Raw genomic sequence first — 16,864 nt, 5'->3', positions numbered from 1 at the left:
CAGGCCGCCGCCCAGCAGTCCACGCAGGAGACGACGCCGGGGCCCGCGCAGCAGTCGGCCCCCGCGGCCCCCGCGCCGGCCGCACCTGCCCCCGCCCCGCCGACACCCCCACCCACCCCTGCGGCACCGCCGGCCGCCCCGGCGCCCGCCCCGCCGGTCGCCACCGGTGCCGCGGCCGCCGTGGCGTTCGCCCGGGCCCAGATCGGGGAGCCGTACCGCTGGGCCGCCGCCGGGCCGGACGCCTGGGACTGCTCCGGGCTCACCGCCGGCGCCTGGGCCGCGGGCGGGAAGTCGCTGCCGCACTACTCCGTGGCGCAGTACGAGCAGTCCACACCGATCTCGGCAGGGGACCTGCGCCCCGGCGACCTGGTCTTCTGGGGCTCCACCACCAGCCCGTCCTCGATCTTCCACGTCGCGCTCTACGTCGGCGACGGCCGCATCGTCCACGCCCCGCGCACCGGCCGGCCGGTGACCGAGGAGTCGATGTACTACTGGACGCCGCCGGGCTTCTACGCCCGTCCCTGAGCGGTCCTGAGCGCCGCGAGCGCCTGTCCGGACCACGTCTGACGTAGGTGACCCGTGGGTAACGTGGGGCCATGTCCGCCGACACCGCGTCCCCGAATGCCTCCTCCCCGTCCGCCGTGCCCCCGTCCGACGTCGCGGAGGTCCCGACCGGTCCCGTGCCCGCCGCGGAGCCCGGGGAGACCGGGACCGACGCGCGGCCCAGCCCCCAGGTCGACGTCGCCGCGCTGACCGCGCTGCTCGACGGGCGCTACGCCGAGGTCCGCGACCTGGTGCGCGCCAACCTCGAGACCTTCTCCGGCGTCCTCGAGGACGCCGAGACCATGGACCACCACGCGTTCCGCGAGCGGGTCAAGGACGTCGTGCTGGAGATGGCCGCGACCGGGCAGACCGGCATGGGCTTCCCCGAGGAGTACGGCGGGGGCGGCGACATCGGCGCCTCCGTGGCCGCCTTCGAGACCCTCGCGTACGGCGACCTCTCGGTGCTGGTGAAGGTCGGGGTGCAGTTCGGCCTCTTCGGCGGCGCGATCCTCCAGCTCGGCACCCGCGAGCACCACGACCGCTACCTGGCCGACCTGGTCCGCGGCGACCTGCTCGGCTGCTTCGCGATGACCGAGACCGGGCACGGCTCCAACGTCCAGGCGCTCGGCACCCGCGCGACGTACGACGCGGCGACGCAGGAGTTCGTCATCACCACCCCCGACGACAGCGCGCGCAAGGACTACATCGGCAACGCCGCCCGGCACGCCCGGGTGGCCGTGGTCTTCGCCCAGCTCGAGATGGGCGGCGGCTCCGAGGGCGTGCACGCGTTCGTCGTGCCGCTGCGCGACGAGCACGGCGAGTGCCTGCCGGGCATCCGGATCGAGGACGACGGGCTCAAGATGGGCCTCAACGGCGTCGACAACGGCCGGATCTGGTTCGACGACGTGCGGGTCCCGCGCGGCGCGCTGCTGAACCGCTTCGCCGACGTCACCCCCGACGGCGTCTACGAGTCCGCGATCGAGAGCCCCGGGCGCCGCTTCTTCACCATGCTCGGCACCCTCGTGCAGGGCCGGGTGTGCGTCGGCGGCGCCGGCATCAACGCCGCCAAGGTGGCGCTGACGATCGCGGTCAAGCACGCGCTGCGGCGCCGGCAGTTCGAGGCCAGCAGCGAGGGCCCCGAGGAGCTGCTGCTCGACTACGGCCTGCACCAGCGCCGGCTGCTGCCGCTGCTGGCGCGCACCTACGCGATGCACTTCGCCCAGGAGGTCGTGGCCGGCCAGCTGCACGACGTCACCTCCGGCCTGGTCACCGACGAGCACGCCAAGCGCGAGCTCGAGGCGCGCGCCGCGGGCACCAAGGCGCTCGGCACCTGGCACGCCACCCGCACCATCCAGGAGTGCCGCGAGGCCTGCGGGGGAGCGGGCTACCTCGCGGTGAACCGGTTCGCCGCGCTGAAGGCCGACACCGACGTGTTCACCACCTTCGAGGGCGACAACCACGTCCTGCTCCAGCTGGTCGCCAAGGGCCTGCTGACCGACTACGCCAGCGAGTTCGAGGACATGGACCAGCTCGGCCTGGTGCGCTTCGTCGGCAGCCTCGCGGTCGAGACGGTCGTGGAGAAGACCCGCGTGCACCAGCTGCTCGAGCGGATCAAGGACGTGTTGCCCGGCGGCGACGAGTGGGACCAGGAGGCGGGGATCCTCGACTCCGAGTACCAGCTGGCGATGTTCCGCTTCCGCGAGGAGCACATGATCAGCGGCGCCGCGCGCCGCCTCAAGCGCGGCATCGACGACGGGATGGCGCCCGGGGCGGTCTTCTCCCGGGTGCAGGACCACGTGATCGGCGCGGCCCGCGCCCACGTCGAGCGGCTGGTCCTCGAGGCCTTCGTGGACAAGGTGCGCGCGATGCCCGAGGGCGAGGAGAAGGTCGCGATGGGCCTGCTGTGCGACCTGCACGCGCTGAGCGTGATCGAGGCCGACCGGGCCTGGTTCATGGAGCACGGCCGGCTCTCGGTCGCCCGCTCCAAGACGATCACCCGCGAGATCGGCAGCCTGTGCCGCCGGGTGCGCCCGCTCGCCGAGCCGCTCGTGGACGCCTTCGCGATCCCCCCGGCGATGCTGCGCAGCCCCGACCTGGTCGGCTGAGCGGACCGGGAGCCGCCCGGAAGGACCCCGAGACGACGAGCGCCGGACGCCCCGCGGGGCATCCGGCGCTCGTCGTAGGAACGGGGTGGGGGCTCAGTGGCCGCCGTTCTCCTTCGCGCGGGCGAACGAGGCGTGGACCTCGGCCTCGGCCTCGGCGCGACCGACCCACTCGGCGCCCTCGACGGACTTGCCGGGCTCGAGGTCCTTGTAGACCTCGAAGAAGTGCTGGATCTCCAGGCGGTCGAAGCGCGAGACGTGGCTGATGTCGCGCAGGTGCTCCAGGCGCGGGTCGTTCGCGGGGACGCAGAGGACCTTGTCGTCGCCGCCGGCCTCGTCGGTCATGCGGAACATGCCGATCGCGCGGCAGCGGATCAGGCAGCCCGGGAAGGTCGGCTGCTGGAGCAGCACCAGCGCGTCCAGCGGGTCGCCGTCCTGGCCGAGGGTCTCCTCGATGTAGCCGTAGTCGGCCGGGTACTGCGTCGACGTGAAGAGCGTCCGGTCGAGGCGCAGCCGGCCGGACTCGTGGTCGACCTCGTACTTGTTCCGCTCGCCCTTGGGGATCTCCACCAGCACGTCGAACTCGAGCACGTCATTCCTCCGCGTTTTGGGTCCGGGCCGACGTGGCCCAAATGGTCGTGACTATGTGTTGCAGGTCAAGGTGTTGCACGTCAGGGTGGCACCCCCGCCGGGGATGCACCGGGTCAGTCTCGCGCACAATGGCCGCAACACACACTTGATGGGAGTAACAGGGTGCCCCGACGTGACCGACGCCACGGCGGTGCGCGCGAGCAGGGCCGGGCGGCGACCTGGCTGGTGCTGCTCCTGGTCCTCGTCCTCGGCGTCGGCGGGGTGGCCACCTACCGCTTCCAGCTCGCCGACGACCTGCTCGACGACTGGCTCGGCCCGCGCCAGGCCGCCTCGCCCGCAGAGGTGCCGCCGCCGGACGGGCTCGACCTCGACGAGGTGGCCTCCCCGGCGCCGCTGGCCCGCGTCGCCGACGTGGAGCCGCTCGACCGCCGCGCCGTACGCCGGGCGCTCGAGCCGCGGCTGCGCGATGAGGATCTCGGCCCGCACGTCCTGGCCGCGGTCGCCCCGCTGGACGGCGGAGCGCCGGTCGTCGTACGCCGGGGGAGCGCGACCGCCGTCCCGGCGTCGACCACGAAGCTGGTGACGGCGCTGGCCGCGCTGGCCGTGCTCGACGCGGACCGCGGCTTCGACACCCGGGTGCTGGCCGCGCCCGGCACCGGCTCCGGACCGGCGAAGGTCACCCTCGTGGGCGGCGGCGACCCGCTGCTGGCCGCCCGCCCGGCCGCGGACGGCGAGACCCGCTGGCCCCCGCGCGCCGACGTCGCGACCCTCGCCCGCGAGACGGCGGCGGCGCTGAGGGCGCAGGGCCGCACCGCGGCCCGGGTCTCCTACGACGACTTCCTGTTCACCGGCCCCGCCGCCAGCCCCGGCTGGGAGCCCAGCTACCTGCCCGACGGGGTGGTCGCCCCGATCAGCGCGCTGTGGGTCGACGGCGGGCGCCCGGAGAACGGGCTGGGCCGGGTCGCCGATCCCGCCCGGGCCGCCGCGGACGCCTTCACCGCCGCGCTGCGCGGCGCCGGCATCCGGGTGCTCGGTGAGCCCGACCGCCGCCGCGCCGGCGCGGCCGCGACCGAGGTCGCCTCGGTGACCGGGCCGACCGTGCGCCAGCTGGTCGAGCACCTGCTGCTGGTCAGCGACAACGAGACCACCGAGGTGGTCCTGCGCCACGTCGGCCTCGCGGTCGCCGGCACGGGCAGCTTCGCCGCGGGCACCGACGCCGCGCTCTCGGTGCTCGACGACCTCGGCGTGCCGACCACCGGCGCCCGCCTCGACGACGGCAGCGGGCTCTCGCGCGGCAACCGGCTGCGCCCCGAGACCCTGCTCGGCGTGCTGCGGGTCGCGGCGACCGACCCCCGCGAGGAGCTCTCCGCGGTCCTGTCCGGGCTGCCGGTGGCGGCGTTCTCCGGCTCGCTCAGCGACCGCTTCGACACCGGCGACCCCGAGGGGCGGGGCCGGGTGCGCGCCAAGACCGGCACCCTCACCAACGTCAGCAGCCTGGCCGGCACCGCCACCACCCTCGACGGGGTCCCGGTCCTGTTCGTGCTGATGAGCGACAAGGTCGCGGTCGAGGACACCCTCGACGCCCGCGCCGCCCTCGACGAGGCCGCGGCCTCGCTCGGGGCGTGCCGCTGCGCTGCCACGCGCTGACCGGCAACCGCCCGACGGGGCGGCGGGCGGGCGCCGGGTCGGGGTCCCACGGGTACGTTCAGGGCATGACTCAGCAGCTCCCGCCCGCACCCGAGATGATCGACTGGGGCTTCGCCGTGAAGGTCGGGTCCCGGATCGCCGGCGACGGCCCGCAGGTCGGCCGCGAGTTCGCCGCCGCGACCGTCACGGAGCTGCGCGAGGGGGCCCGGCGCTCGACCGACCTGGTCCGTCAGTTCACCGGCCTGGACGCACCCGACGGCACCGCGCCGGTGCTCGTCGTCGACCGGCCCGGCTGGGTGCAGGCCAATGCCGACGGCTTCCGCGCCGTCCTGGCGCCGATCGTGGACCAGCTCACCGCCAAGCGCCCGCCGTCCGGCGTGGCCCTGGCGGTCGGCTCCAAGGTCACCGGCGCCGAGGTCGGGTCGCTGCTGGGGTTCCTGTCCTCGCGGGTGCTGGGGCAGTTCGACCCCTTCCACGACCCGCACGGGCGCCTGCTGCTCGTCGCGCCCAACATCGTCCACGTCGAGCAGGCGATCGGCGCCGACCCCCACGACTTCCGGCTCTGGGTCTGCCTGCACGAGGAGACCCACCGGGTGCAGTTCACCGCCGTGCCGTGGATGCGCGAGCACCTGTTCTCCGAGATCGGCGCGATCGCCGACACCATCGACTCCAGCGAGCTCGTCGAGACCGGCCTGCAGCGCGTGGTCGAGGCGCTGCGCGGCGGCGGCCGCGGCAGCCTGATGGACGTGCTCGGCTCACCTGCCCAGCGCGAGATCGTCGACCGGGTCACCGGCGTGATGTCGCTGCTCGAGGGCCACGCCGACGTCGTCATGGACGGCGTCGGGCCCAGCGTCATCCCCAGCGTGGCCCGCATCCGTGCCTCCTTCGACAAGCGGCGCCAGGGCGTCGGTGCCCTGGACCGGCTGCTGCGCCGCCTGCTCGGCCTCGACGCCAAGATGGCGCAGTACCGCGACGGCGCCCGCTTCGTGCGCCACGTCGTCGACACCGCCGGCATGGAGCAGTTCAACGCCGTCTGGGAGGGCCCGGACAACCTGCCCTCGACCGCGGAGATCCACGACCCGGACGCCTGGCTGCGCCGGGTCCTCTGAACGACGTGGGCCTGCACCCCTCGGTCGCGGCCGTGCGCCGCGGCGTACGACGCGACCTCGCGGACCTCGACGCGGGCACGACCGTGCTCGTCGCCTGCTCCGGAGGCCCGGACTCGATGGCGCTGCTCGCCGCGACGCTCTTCGAGGGCCACCGCGCCGGGCTGCGGGTGGCCGGGGCGAGCATCGACCACGGCCTGCAGGAGGGCTCCGAGCAGGTGACCGCAGCGGTCGTGGGCCGGATGGCGGAGCTCGGCGCCGACGAGACGCTCTCCGCGCGCGTGCGCGTGGAGGGAGCGGGGCTCGGCCCGGAGGCGGCCGCGCGCCGGGCGCGCTACGCCGTGCTCGAGCAGATGGCCGAGCACCTCGGCGCGCCCGTGGTGCTGCTCGGGCACACCCGCGACGACCAGGCCGAGACCGTGCTGCTCGGCCTGGCGCGTGGCTCGGGCGGGCGCTCGCTGGCCGGCATGCGGCGGCGCTTCGACCGCTACCGGCGCCCGCTGCTCGACGTCACCCGCGACGACACCGTCACCGCCTGCCAGGTCGAGGGCATCGAGGTCTGGCACGACCCGCACAACGAGGACCCGGGCTACGCGCGGGTGCGGGTGCGGCGCACCGTGCTGCCGGTGCTCGAGGAGCAGCTCGGGCCGGGGGTCTCGGCCACGCTGGCGCGCACCGCCGACCAGCTGCGCGTCGACATGGACCTGCTCGACGACCTGGCCGAGCGCGCGTACGCCGACCTCGCGGCCGAGGGCTCCTCCGAGGGCCTGCCGGTCGAGGCGCTCGCCGCGCTGCCCGACGCCGTACGCCGCCGGGTGCTGCGGCTGGTGGCGCTCGCGGCCGGTGCCCCGGCCTCGGAGCTCTTCCACGACCACGTGCTGGCCCTCGACGCCCTCGTCACCGGGTGGCGCGGCCAGAAGTGGGTCGACCTGCCCGGGCACCTGCGCGGTGTCCGGACCGCGGGGCTGCTGCGGGTGACGCCCGCCCCGCGGCCCGGCGACGGGCCGGGTGCCGCTCAGGCCTGAGCCCGGTCCCGGCGCCGCGAGCGGACGAGGAGAAGCCCGCCGAGCAGGGCGAGCAGTGCGACGCCGCCACCGACCGCGGCGACGACGGCGACGTCGGACCCCTCGTCCGAGGACGCCTCGGTCGGGGCCGCGTCCGCCGGCTCGAGCGCCGCGGACGCGGTGAGCTCGTTGACCTCCCCGAAGGCGAGGTCCCAGGCGACGGTGGTGCCGTCGACGTCGCCGTTGGTCTGCGTGACGACGCCCGGCAGGGTGACGGCGATCCGGCCCTCGGGCTCGCGCATGTCACCCAGGCCCATGTCGCCCAGCCCCATGTCGCCCAACCCCATGTCGCCGGTCTCACCGGTCTCGCCGGGGGACGTCGACTCGTCGGTCAGGTCCATGACGATCTTCACGTCGTAGGTGTCGCCGTCGCCGGTGATCGCGAGGGTGTCGCCCTCGGAGGTGCCGCCGACCGCGTCGCCGACGGCGTCCATCGGCAGCCCGTCGAAGGACACCTCGACGCCCTCGAACCCGTCCTCGGCGTACTCGGTGACGGCGGTGTCCGCGCCGTTCTCCTCCAGGGTGGCGACGATGTCCTCGGCGAGCGCGTCCGGCGAGCCGAGCTCGGCCTCCATCTGGGCCTCGAGGTCCGCCTCCAGCTCGGGGTCGGCCTCGCCGCCCATCCCTTCGCTCATCTCCTCGCCCATCTCCGTGAACATCTCGGTGAGGGCCTCGGCGGTGGCGGCGTCCATGCCGGCGACCAGGGTGCCCGAGACCAGGTCATCGGCTCCGACGTCGAGGTCGAGCTCCATGCGGAAGCAGCCGGTCAGGGTGAGCAGCGCCGTGGCGGCGACCGCGGTGGCGGCGACAGTGCGGTTCATGCCGTGTCCTTCGTCGGTACGCCGGGCCGGCGGCGTGGGTCGTCTGGGTGGTGCGGTCGGGCGACACCATGGCTCGTCTGGACCACGGCGGGGCGCATCCGGGTCATTCCGGGACTTCGCCCCGCGGGGGCGCCGCGGCCGCCCTAGGCTCGGCCGGCCCGGGTCCCGGGCGCGCACCCGCACCCACGAAGGAACCTCCCCCATGGCCCTCCGCCAGCACCGCACCTCGCTGACCGTCCTCTCCCTGACCGGCCTCCTCGTCGCCGGCCTCGGCACCGCCGCCCAGGCCGGCTCCCAGGCCGCGGCCCCCCACTTCGAGGCGCCGACGCTGTCCGCCGCCCAGCTCGCCGGCACCCCCGACCCCGGTCGCGGCTGGATCTTCGGCAGCGTCGTCGACACCAACGGTGACCCGGTCGAGAACGCCCGCGTCGAGGTCTACGACTACTGGGGCGACGTCGAGGGCCCGATGTCCAGCGGCCTGACGTACGGCGGGGAGTTCGAGCTCTACCGGCTCCCGGCCGGACCCGACGCGCTGTACCAGGTCAAGGTGAGCACCGGTCCGGGCTCCCCGCACCCGATCCGCACGACCTGGGTCGGCGACGAGGACGGCATCGAGCTCAAGCGGCGCCAGGTGCTCGAGCTCCCCCCGATCACCGTGAAGTACCAGAAGGTCGCCTCGCGGACGAGCGCCGCGGTGGCGCCGGCCCGCATGGGCCACGGCTCCAAGGCCCGCGTGACGGTGCGGGTCGCCCCCGGGGCCGGGTCCGACCTGCGCCCCACCGGCAAGGTCACCTACCAGGTGCTGTCGGGGTCCAAGAAGGTCGACGCGGGCACCGGCACGCTGCGCAACGGCACGGTCACGCTGAGTACCCGCAGGCTCGCCGGCCCGCCGGCGGTGACCTGCACCAAGGCGCAGAAGAAGAAGCGCAAGTGCCCCAAGCAGGCGAAGCAGCGGGCCTACTCGGTGAACGTCTCCTACGCGGGCTCGCCGCAGTTCAAGGCCTCCAAGGCCGCCCCCGTCAAGCTCGTGGTGACGTTCAAGAAGTGACCCCGCCCGACCGCCGTCCGGTCCGGGCCGGACGGCGGTCTAGGGTGTCGACCATGGACGCAGCCCACGTCGAGCAGGACCTCGTCAACGTTCTCTTCACCGAGGCCCAGATCCAGGAGCGGGTTGGCGAGCTCGCCCGCGAGATCGAGCGGGACTACGAGGGGGAGGACGTCCTCATCGTCGGCATCCTGCGCGGCGCGGTCATGGTGATGGCCGACATGGCGCGCTCGTTCTCGCGCCACATCGAGATGGACTGGATGGCGGTCTCCTCCTACGGCTCCGGCACCAAGTCCAGCGGCGTCGTGCGCATCCTCAAGGACCTGGACACCGACATCTCGGGTCGTCACGTGATCGTCGTCGACGAGATCATCGACACCGGCCTGACCCTGTCCTGGCTGACCAGCAACCTGACCTCGCGCAACCCCGCGAGCGTCGAGATCTGCACGCTGCTGCGCAAGCCGGAGGCGCTCGCCATGCCCGTCGACGTGAAGTACGTCGGGTGGGACATCCCCAACGAGTTCGTGGTCGGCTACGGCCTGGACTACAAGGAGCGCTACCGCAACCTGCGCGACATCGGCACCCTCGCGCCGCACGTCTACTCCTGAGCGACTCCCGGCGCGGACGTCGACCCGCCGCGACCGGCTTCCTGAGACAATCCTGATTGTCGGCGGGCTGTACCGTCGGCAGTTCAGTCGTGCTCGAGTCGAGAGAAGTCAGTGAAGCGCATATTCAAGGGTCCCTGGGTGTGGATCGTCGTCGCTGTGGTCGGCGTGCTGCTCGCTCTGCAGTACCTCGCACCGAACGCCGGCGGCGACGAGATCAGCTCCTCGGAGATGAACGCCTACATCGAGGCGGGCCAGGTCAAGGAGATCACCTTCGTCGACGGTGACCAGGAGATCCGTGCGACCCTCGACGAGGGCGTGCGCGACGACGGCGACGAGGTGATGACCCACTGGCTCACCGGCACCCAGGCCGGGATCGCCGACGAGGTCCAGAAGCAGGTCGACGCCGGCGAGATCGAGGAGTACAACACCGAGGTCGCCGAGGCGAGCTTCCTCGGCTCGCTGCTGCTCACCTTCCTGCCGATCATCCTGATCGTCGTGGTGTTCTTCTGGCTGATCAACAGCATGCAGGGCGGCGGAGGCCGCGGCGTCATGCAGTTCGCCAAGTCCAAGGCCAAGCTGATCACCAAGGACATGCCGAAGACGACGTTCAGCGACGTCGCCGGCGCCGAGGAGGCCATCGAGGAGCTCGGCGAGATCAAGGAGTTCCTCCAGGAGCCCGCGAAGTTCCAGGCGGTGGGCGCCAAGATCCCCAAGGGCGTGCTGCTCTACGGCCCGCCCGGCACCGGCAAGACGCTGCTGGCGCGCGCCGTCGCCGGCGAGGCCGGCGTCCCGTTCTACTCGATCTCCGGCTCCGACTTCGTGGAGATGTTCGTCGGTGTCGGCGCCTCCCGCGTGCGCGACCTGTTCGAGCAGGCGAAGGAGAACGCCCCCGCGATCGTCTTCATCGACGAGATCGACGCCGTCGGTCGCCACCGCGGTGCCGGCATGGGCGGCGGGCACGACGAGCGCGAGCAGACCCTCAACCAGCTGCTCGTGGAGATGGACGGCTTCGACGTCCGCGGCGGGGTCATCCTCATCGCCGCGACCAACCGCCCCGACGTGCTCGACCCCGCGCTGCTGCGTCCGGGCCGCTTCGACCGCCAGATCCAGGTCGACGCCCCCGACCTGTCCGGGCGCCACCAGATCCTCCAGGTGCACTCGCGCGGCAAGCCGATGGCGCCCGACATCGACCTGCGCTCCGTGGCCCGCCGTACGCCCGGTTTCACCGGCGCCGACCTGGCCAACGTCCTCAACGAGGCCGCGCTGCTCACCGCGCGCACCAACGAGAAGCTGATCACGAACGCCGCGCTGGACGAGGCGATCGACCGCGTCATCGCCGGCCCGCAGCGCCGCACCCGCCTGATGAGCGAGAACGAGAAGCTCATCACCGCCTACCACGAGGGCGGCCACGCCCTGGTCGCCGCGGCGCTGCCCGGCACCGACCCGGTGCACAAGATCACGATCCTCCCGCGCGGTCGCGCCCTCGGCTACACGATGGTGCTGCCCGACGAGGACAAGTACTCCCAGACCCGTGCGGAGATGCTGGACAAGCTGGCCTACATGCTCGGTGGCCGCGCCGCCGAGGAGATGGTCTTCCACGACCCCACCACCGGTGCCGGCAACGACATCGAGAAGGCCACCAACCTGGCCCGCGCGATGGTCACCCAGTACGGCATGACCGAGCGCCTGGGCGCGATCAAGCTGGGCGAGACCCAGGGCGAGCCGTTCCTGGGCCGCGACATGGGCCACTCGCGCAACTACTCCGAGGACGTCGCGGCGATCGTCGACGACGAGACCAAGAAGCTGTTGACCGCCGCCCACCAGGAGGCCTTCGACATCCTGGAGGAGAATCGCGACGTGCTCGACCGGCTCGTCCTGGAGCTGCTCGACAAGGAGACCCTCGACAAGGCGGAGGTGGCCCGGATCTTCGAGCCGCTGCGCCTGCGTCCCGCGCGCCCGGCGTGGACGGGCTCGCCCACCCGGCGTCCCTCCGACCGCCCGGCGGTCGAGATCCCGGCCGAGATCCGTGCCCGTGCCAAGAACGGCCGCGCCGACGAGAACGGCGCCTCGGTCGTGGTGACCCCGCCCGGCCCCGGCGGCGACGTGCACGGCGACCCGGGCCTCGGTGGTGGCAACACGCCCACCCCGCCCACGCCCGGCTCCTCCTCGACCCCTCCGGGTGCGGTGTGACGGTGACCGATCCGGTGAGCCTTCCGGACCGCGCTCCCGACGAGCTCGCTCCCTACGACCACGCCCGCGCCGAGGCGGCGATCCGCGAGCTGCTGCACGCGATCGGCGAGGACCCCGACCGCGAGGGGCTGCGCGAGACCCCCGCCCGGGTCGCGCGCGCCTACGCCGAGCTGACCGCCGGGCTGCGGATGACCCCGGAGGACGTGCTGACCACGACCTTCGACATCGGTCACGAGGAGATGGTGCTGGTCCGCGACATCGAGCTGTGGTCGATGTGCGAGCACCACCTGGTGCCGTTCACGGGAGTGGCCCACGTCGGCTACATCCCGGCGCAGACCGGCAAGATCACCGGGCTGTCCAAGCTGGCCCGGCTCGTCGACGTCTACGCCAAGCGCCCCCAGGTGCAGGAGCGGCTGACCAGCCAGGTCGCGGACGCGCTGGAGCGCATCCTCGGGGCGCGGGGCGTGATCGTCGTGATCGAGGCCGAGCACCTGTGCATGACCATGCGCGGGGTGCGCAAGGCTGGCGCGCGCACGATCACCTCCGCCGTGCGCGGCAGCATGCTCACCGAGCCCGCCACGCGCAGTGAGGCGATGGCGCTCATCAGCAGTCCGCGCCGCTGACCCGTGACGCCGGCCCCCGGGCGGACCGGTAGCGTCTGGGGCGTGTCGATGCTGCCACCGCACCTGCGGGACCTCACCCGTCCCGCGGTGATGGGCATCGTCAACGTCACCCCGGACTCCTTCTCCGACGGCGGGCGGTACGTCGAGCCCGCCGCCGCCGTGGCGCACGGGCGCCGGCTGCTTGCCGAGGGAGCGGACCTGCTCGACATCGGCGGGGAGTCCACCCGCCCCGGCTCGACGCGGCCGCTGGTCTCCGAGGAGCTCTCCCGCGTCGTACCGGTGATCGCCGCGCTTGTCGAGGCGGGCGCGGTGGTCTCGGTCGACACGATGCGCGCCGAGGTGGCCGCGGCGGCGCTCGAGGCGGGCGCGGTCGTCGTCAACGACGTCTCCGGCGGCTTGGCCGACCCCGCGATCCTCGACGTGGTCGCCGAGACCGGCGCGACCTACGTCGCGATGCACTGGCGCGCGCACTCGCACCACATGAACGACTTCGCTCGCTACGACGGCCCCGGCGGGGTGGTCGCGGCGGTGCGCGCGGAGCTCTCCGAGCGGGTCGAGGCGATCCGCGCGGCCGGCGTCCGCGACGAGCAGGTCGTGCTGGACCCCGGGCTGGGCTTCGCCAAGATCGGCGAGCACAACTGGGAGCTGCTGCGCGACCTCGGCTGGCTGCGCGACCTGGGCTTCCCGGTCCTCGTCGGTGCCAGTCGCAAGACCTTCCTGGGCCGCCTGCTCGCCGAGCCCGGCCCGGACGGCGAGCCGGTGCCGCGCCCGGTCGAGGAGCGCGAGCACGCCAACGTCGCCATCACGCTGCACTGCGCGCGCGAGCGGGTCTGGGGCGTGCGCGTCCACGACGTCCGCGCCAACCGCGACGCGCTCGCCGCCCACGAGCGGCTCACCGCACCACCGACCCACCGAGAGGAGCGCCCGTGACCGATCAGACACCGCAGGGCCCACCCGACGAGCTCGCGGTCCACGGCATCGAGTGCTGGGGCCATCATGGGGTCTTCGAGTTCGAGAGGCGGGAGGGCCAGACCTTCGTGGTCGACCTCGTGCTGGGGATCGACACGCGCCCCGCAGCCGCCTCGGACGACTTGCACGACACCGTCGACTACGGAAGTCTCGTGGCCGCGGTGAGGACCGCCGTGGAGAACGATCCGGTCGACCTGATCGAATCCCTGGCCCAGCGCATCGCTGACGTCTGCCTCTTGGACGAGCGTGTTCAATGGGCGCGGGTCACGGTCCACAAGCCCAACGCACCCATCGAGGGAACGTTCACCGACGTAACCCTCACGATCACCCGTAGACGCGAGGCCGACAAGTGACTGAGACTCCCAACCCGCACATCATCGACGCCGACACGCTGACCGGCGAGATGCGCCCGATCCGGCGCGCAGTCCTCGCCCTGGGCTCCAACCTCGGCGAGCGGATGGCGAGCCTGCAGGGCGCGATCAACGCGATCGCCGACACCCCCGACGTGTGGGTCACGGCCGTGTCGCCGGTCTACGAGACCACCCCGGTCGACTGCCCGCCGGACGCCAAGCCGTTCCTCAACGCGGTGCTCCTCATCGACACCACCCTCGCCGCGACGCGCCTCATGGACCGCGCCCTGGCGATCGAGGACGCCTTCGAGCGCGAGCGCGGCGAGACCCCGAACGCCCCGCGCACCCTCGACGTGGACCTGATCGTCGTCGGCGACCGGCGCAGCAACGAGGACTTCCTGCGCCTGCCGCACCCGCGTGCCGCCGAGCGCGCCTTCGTGCTCAAGCCCTGGTTCGACCTCGAGCCGGACGCCGAGCTGCCCGGCAAGGGCCCGATCTCCGAGCTGCTCGCCAAGACCGGCGTCGACGGCTTGGTGCTGCGCGACGACCTCGAGCTCGTCGTCGAGTGACCGGCGCGCACCGTCGTGCGTGACCAGCCGCCCCTGCCGCCCGACGAGGACCCTCCGGGGCCCCCGGGAGGCGGTCGGGTGCGGCCCGCGTCGCCGGCCGTCCTGACGACCTGTGCGGTCCTCGGGCTCATCGGCGGGTGGCTGCTGCACCCGGTGGTGGAGTCCGTGCGCGGCTACGCCCCCGTCGTCACCTGGGTGCAGCCGGCCGCGTTCGCCGTCGTCGCGCTGATCCTGGGCGCCGCCGCCTGGACGACCTGGCGGGCCGTGCAGGTGCGCCACGAGCGGCTCGATCCCCGCCGCGCCCTGAACCGGCTGGCCCTGGCCCGCGCCTGCGCCTACGTCGGCGCCCTCGTCGCCGGCGGCTACGGCGGGTACGCCGTGAGCTGGCTGGGCATCGACAGCGACCTCGCCCGCGCGCGGATCCTGTGGTCGGGGCTGGCCGTGCTGGCCGGCCTGGCCATCATCGGGTGCGGTCTCATGCTCGAGCGTGCGTGTCGTGTCCGTTCCGACGACGAAGACGCCTAACCTGAGACCCATGCCTTCCGCACCCGCATCACGCGTGACCCGTCGTCGTCAGCGCAGCACCCGTCTGACGGTCGCCGTCTCGCTCCTCGTGATCGCCGCGGTCGCGGTCATCGGTGCGGTGCTCAGCGGCTCCTGGCTGCTGGTGTGCCTCGCCGCGCCCCTCGGCGTACTGCTCGGGGCGGCGGCCACCAAGATCACCCACTCCGAGCTGCTGCAGTCGCGCCGCGACGCCGCGCGCGACCGCGCCGAGCAGGCGCAGGGCTACCGCCGCCTCACCGAGGAGCGCACCGCCGAGCACGCGGCGTACGTCGAGCAGATGCAGAGCCGCATCGCCGAGCGCGAGGAGACCCTCGTCGCGCTCCAGGAGGAGCTCGGCGCCACCCAGAAGCGGGCCGCCGACGTGACCCGCAAGATGAACGCCGAGGCCCGCCGCGGCGACGTCGCCGAGCACGAGCGCGACCGCGTCGAGGCCCGCCTCGACGACGCCGAGTCGCGCGCCGCCGACGCCATCGTGCGGATGGTCGAGCTGGAGCAGGAGGTCGTCGTCCTGCGCGCCGAGCTCGAGACGGTCACCGCCGCCTGGCGCGAGGCCGAGCTGGTCCGCAAGCGCGCCTGACCCGCCTTCCGCGGCGCTCGATATCACCCGAGCGGGTGACGGCCTTCACGGTCCCCCCGCGTGTATCTCAGGGACGTTCGGGCAGAATCGATCAATGTGATTCCCCAGGACTCCCGGTTCGAGAGTGATCCCGACGAGCTCGTGGCGGAGGCCCCCAGCCTCCCCGACGGGTGGCAGATCGCGAGCCCGGACCCCGGAGACCGCTTCGACATCGCGCGGCTGACGCACCTGCTGCGCGCCCACGAGAGCCACGGCCGCGGCTGGGCCGGCTCCGGCGTTGACGACGTGCTGGTCGAGGTCTCCGAGCAGGGCCTGCGCACCCGCGAGAACGTCGTGGTGCGTGACGAGGCCGGCGAGATCCGCGCCTGGGGCAGCGTCCACGACCGTGCCGGCGGCCGGATGCTCTACGTCCACATCGTCGAGCGCGACCTGCCCGAGAGCATCGCCCAGGCCTGCTCCGACGTCCTCGTCGAGTGGGCGGTGGGCCAGGCCAAGGCGGTCGGCGCGGCGCGCGGGATCGAGCTGCAGCAGATCGACACCGGCGCCTTCGCCGACGACGAGCGCCAGCACAAGTGGCTCGCCGGCGCCGGCTTCGAGCGGGTCCGCACCTGGTGGCAGATGAGCCGCCCGGTCACCCCCGAGGAGGCCGCCCAGGTGCCGGACGCCGAGCTGTGGGAGGACCGCGGCGTCCGCTTCCGGCAGGTGCGTCGCGCCGCGGACGGCATGCCCGACGAGGATGACCTGCGCGCCGTGCACGACGTGCTCGAGGAGGCGTTCCTCGACCACTTCAACTCCCGCGAGGAGACCTTCGACGAGTTCATCCACCGGCTGCGCGAGGACCCCGGGCACCGCTGGGACCACTGGTGGCTGGCCGAGCTGCTCGACGGCGCGACCCCGGAGCCGGTCGGCGCGCTGATCGGCACCGTCTCGGAGAGCACCGAGGGCCCGGACGGCTCCTACGTCTCCTACATCGGCGTGCGCGCGGCGGCCCGCGGCCGTGGCGTGGCCAAGGGCCTGCTCAACACCGTCATCGCCGACGCCGCCTCCCGCGGCCGCAACCGGGTCGGCCTCGAGGTCGACGCCGACTCCTCCACCGGCGCCGAGAAGCTCTACACCTCCCTCGGCTGGGAGACCCGCTACATCACGGAGTCCTGGCACCGCGACGTCGTCGTACCCGACTGAGCCTCGCCCTCCGGGCTGCGGCCGGGGGCGGTGTTCTTCGGCGCAATTGCTGGGATTGGTACCGGTACGTGCGGGCGGTCTCAACTGGTCGGTGCAACACGACTGCGGAGGTTGTGTTGCGGGATCTCGATGGCGTGTGTGCTCGGGCGTTGGAGTTGTTGGCTCATGGCGTGTCGGTCAAACACGCTGCGGAACTGGTCGGGATTGATCGGGGCACGCTGCGGGAGTGGTCCAGGCTCGCGGGCATGCAGATGCGCAGGGGACGCCACGGTGGGGTCGTCGGGGCGAGAACGCCCTCGATCGAGGGCGATTG

The 16,864-nt window shown here is 73.3% G+C and carries 17 protein-coding genes; 15 read left to right on the top strand and 2 right to left on the bottom strand.

What is annotated here, in order from left to right:
* On the top strand, nt 1-525 hold a 525-nt coding region (locus HOQ23_RS21360; RefSeq protein ID WP_172217437.1), incomplete at its 5' end, for a C40 family peptidase.
* Nucleotides 526-596: 71 nt separating this feature from the next.
* Nucleotides 597-2,648, top strand: coding sequence for an acyl-CoA dehydrogenase (locus tag HOQ23_RS20315; protein ID WP_172217435.1), 2,052 nt, complete (start codon nt 597-599; stop codon nt 2,646-2,648).
* A 93-nt stretch (nt 2,649-2,741) separates the two neighbouring features.
* Here the strand turns inward: HOQ23_RS20315 and HOQ23_RS20310 are convergent, their stop codons facing one another.
* A complete protein-coding gene (locus HOQ23_RS20310) occupies nt 2,742-3,236 on the bottom strand; it encodes an inorganic diphosphatase (RefSeq protein ID WP_172217433.1) in 495 nt (164 codons plus the stop codon).
* Nucleotides 3,237-3,398: 162 nt separating this feature from the next.
* Here HOQ23_RS20310 and dacB point away from each other — a divergent pair, with 162 nt between their 5' ends.
* The 3 genes from dacB (at nt 3,399) to tilS (ending at nt 7,014) form a co-directional block, all read left to right on the top strand.
* Nucleotides 3,399-4,883: a D-alanyl-D-alanine carboxypeptidase/D-alanyl-D-alanine-endopeptidase gene (gene dacB / locus HOQ23_RS20305; protein WP_172217431.1), complete on the top strand. Its 1,485-nt coding sequence runs from the start codon at nt 3,399-3,401 to the stop codon at nt 4,881-4,883.
* A gap of 65 nt (nt 4,884-4,948) precedes the next feature.
* Nucleotides 4,949-5,992, top strand: coding sequence for a zinc-dependent metalloprotease (locus HOQ23_RS20300; RefSeq protein ID WP_253945742.1), 1,044 nt, complete (start codon nt 4,949-4,951; stop codon nt 5,990-5,992).
* Between the two features lie 5 nt (nt 5,993-5,997).
* Nucleotides 5,998-7,014 (top strand): tRNA lysidine(34) synthetase TilS, encoded by a 1,017-nt coding sequence (gene tilS, locus HOQ23_RS20295; RefSeq protein ID WP_172217429.1) that lies wholly within the window; start codon nt 5,998-6,000, stop codon nt 7,012-7,014.
* Here the strand turns inward: tilS and HOQ23_RS20290 are convergent.
* Nucleotides 7,005-7,874, bottom strand: coding sequence for a hypothetical protein (locus HOQ23_RS20290; RefSeq protein WP_172217427.1), 870 nt, complete (start codon nt 7,872-7,874; stop codon nt 7,005-7,007). The two genes, tilS and HOQ23_RS20290, sit on opposite strands and share 10 nt — an antisense overlap.
* A gap of 202 nt (nt 7,875-8,076) precedes the next feature.
* Here HOQ23_RS20290 and HOQ23_RS20285 point away from each other — a divergent pair, with 202 nt between their 5' ends.
* The 10 genes from HOQ23_RS20285 to HOQ23_RS21640 all read left to right on the top strand — a co-directional run bounded on the left by HOQ23_RS20285 (nt 8,077) and on the right by HOQ23_RS21640 (nt 16,551).
* Complete coding sequence (locus HOQ23_RS20285; RefSeq protein WP_172217425.1) at nt 8,077-8,922, top strand: hypothetical protein; 846 nt, start codon at nt 8,077-8,079, stop codon at nt 8,920-8,922.
* A gap of 53 nt (nt 8,923-8,975) precedes the next feature.
* The gene (hpt, locus tag HOQ23_RS20280) at nt 8,976-9,527 is read left to right on the top strand and encodes a hypoxanthine phosphoribosyltransferase (RefSeq protein ID WP_172217423.1); all 552 of its coding nucleotides are present in this window, start codon (nt 8,976-8,978) and stop codon (nt 9,525-9,527) included.
* Nucleotides 9,528-9,638: 111 nt separating this feature from the next.
* Nucleotides 9,639-11,717: an ATP-dependent zinc metalloprotease FtsH gene (gene ftsH / locus HOQ23_RS20275; RefSeq protein WP_172217421.1), complete on the top strand. Its 2,079-nt coding sequence runs from the start codon at nt 9,639-9,641 to the stop codon at nt 11,715-11,717.
* Between the two features lie 2 nt (nt 11,718-11,719).
* Nucleotides 11,720-12,340 carry a GTP cyclohydrolase I FolE gene (gene folE, locus HOQ23_RS20270; RefSeq protein ID WP_172217419.1) on the top strand — a complete coding sequence of 207 codons (621 nt, stop codon included), beginning with the start codon at nt 11,720-11,722 and terminating at the stop codon, nt 12,338-12,340.
* A 48-nt stretch (nt 12,341-12,388) separates the two neighbouring features.
* Nucleotides 12,389-13,270 (top strand): dihydropteroate synthase, encoded by an 882-nt coding sequence (folP, locus tag HOQ23_RS20265; protein ID WP_172217443.1) that lies wholly within the window; start codon nt 12,389-12,391, stop codon nt 13,268-13,270.
* Nucleotides 13,267-13,662: a dihydroneopterin aldolase gene (folB, locus tag HOQ23_RS20260; protein ID WP_172217417.1), complete on the top strand. Its 396-nt coding sequence runs from the start codon at nt 13,267-13,269 to the stop codon at nt 13,660-13,662. Before folP ends, folB begins: the two co-directional genes overlap by 4 nt.
* Complete coding sequence (gene folK / locus HOQ23_RS20255; RefSeq protein ID WP_172217415.1) at nt 13,659-14,228, top strand: 2-amino-4-hydroxy-6-hydroxymethyldihydropteridine diphosphokinase; 570 nt, start codon at nt 13,659-13,661, stop codon at nt 14,226-14,228. The genes folB and folK overlap by 4 nt, the downstream gene beginning before the upstream one ends.
* A gap of 78 nt (nt 14,229-14,306) precedes the next feature.
* Nucleotides 14,307-14,753 carry a DUF3180 domain-containing protein gene (locus tag HOQ23_RS20250; RefSeq protein WP_367650600.1) on the top strand — a complete coding sequence of 149 codons (447 nt, stop codon included), beginning with the start codon at nt 14,307-14,309 and terminating at the stop codon, nt 14,751-14,753.
* Nucleotides 14,754-14,763: 10 nt separating this feature from the next.
* Nucleotides 14,764-15,369, top strand: coding sequence for a hypothetical protein (locus tag HOQ23_RS20245; protein WP_172217413.1), 606 nt, complete (start codon nt 14,764-14,766; stop codon nt 15,367-15,369).
* 96 nt (nt 15,370-15,465) lie between these two features.
* Complete coding sequence (locus HOQ23_RS21640; RefSeq protein ID WP_216654493.1) at nt 15,466-16,551, top strand: GNAT family N-acetyltransferase; 1,086 nt, start codon at nt 15,466-15,468, stop codon at nt 16,549-16,551.
* Nucleotides 16,552-16,864 lie beyond the last annotated feature (313 nt).

Origin of the sequence: Nocardioides sp. zg-DK7169, assembly GCF_013155365.1 — a bacterium.
In the GTDB taxonomy this organism is placed as follows: Bacteria; Actinomycetota; Actinomycetes; order Propionibacteriales; family Nocardioidaceae; genus Nocardioides.
The sequence above is the reverse complement of the archived record's forward strand: the minus strand, read 5'-3'. Positions and strand labels throughout refer to the sequence as shown.

Bases quoted from the DNA above. Each gene is read 5' to 3' on its own strand.
- HOQ23_RS20315 (WP_172217435.1), top strand. From the start codon at position 597: ATGTCCGCCGACACCGCGTCCCCGAATGCCTCCTCCCCGTCCGCCGTG.
- HOQ23_RS20290 (WP_172217427.1), bottom strand. From the start codon at position 7,874: ATGAACCGCACTGTCGCCGCCACCGCGGTCGCCGCCACGGCGCTGCTC.
- folP (WP_172217443.1), top strand. From the start codon at position 12,389: ATGCTGCCACCGCACCTGCGGGACCTCACCCGTCCCGCGGTGATGGGC.
- hpt (WP_172217423.1), top strand. From the start codon at position 8,976: ATGGACGCAGCCCACGTCGAGCAGGACCTCGTCAACGTTCTCTTCACC.
- HOQ23_RS20300 (WP_253945742.1), top strand. From the start codon at position 4,949: ATGACTCAGCAGCTCCCGCCCGCACCCGAGATGATCGACTGGGGCTTC.
- HOQ23_RS20245 (WP_172217413.1), top strand. From the start codon at position 14,764: ATGCCTTCCGCACCCGCATCACGCGTGACCCGTCGTCGTCAGCGCAGC.
- HOQ23_RS20285 (WP_172217425.1), top strand. From the start codon at position 8,077: ATGGCCCTCCGCCAGCACCGCACCTCGCTGACCGTCCTCTCCCTGACC.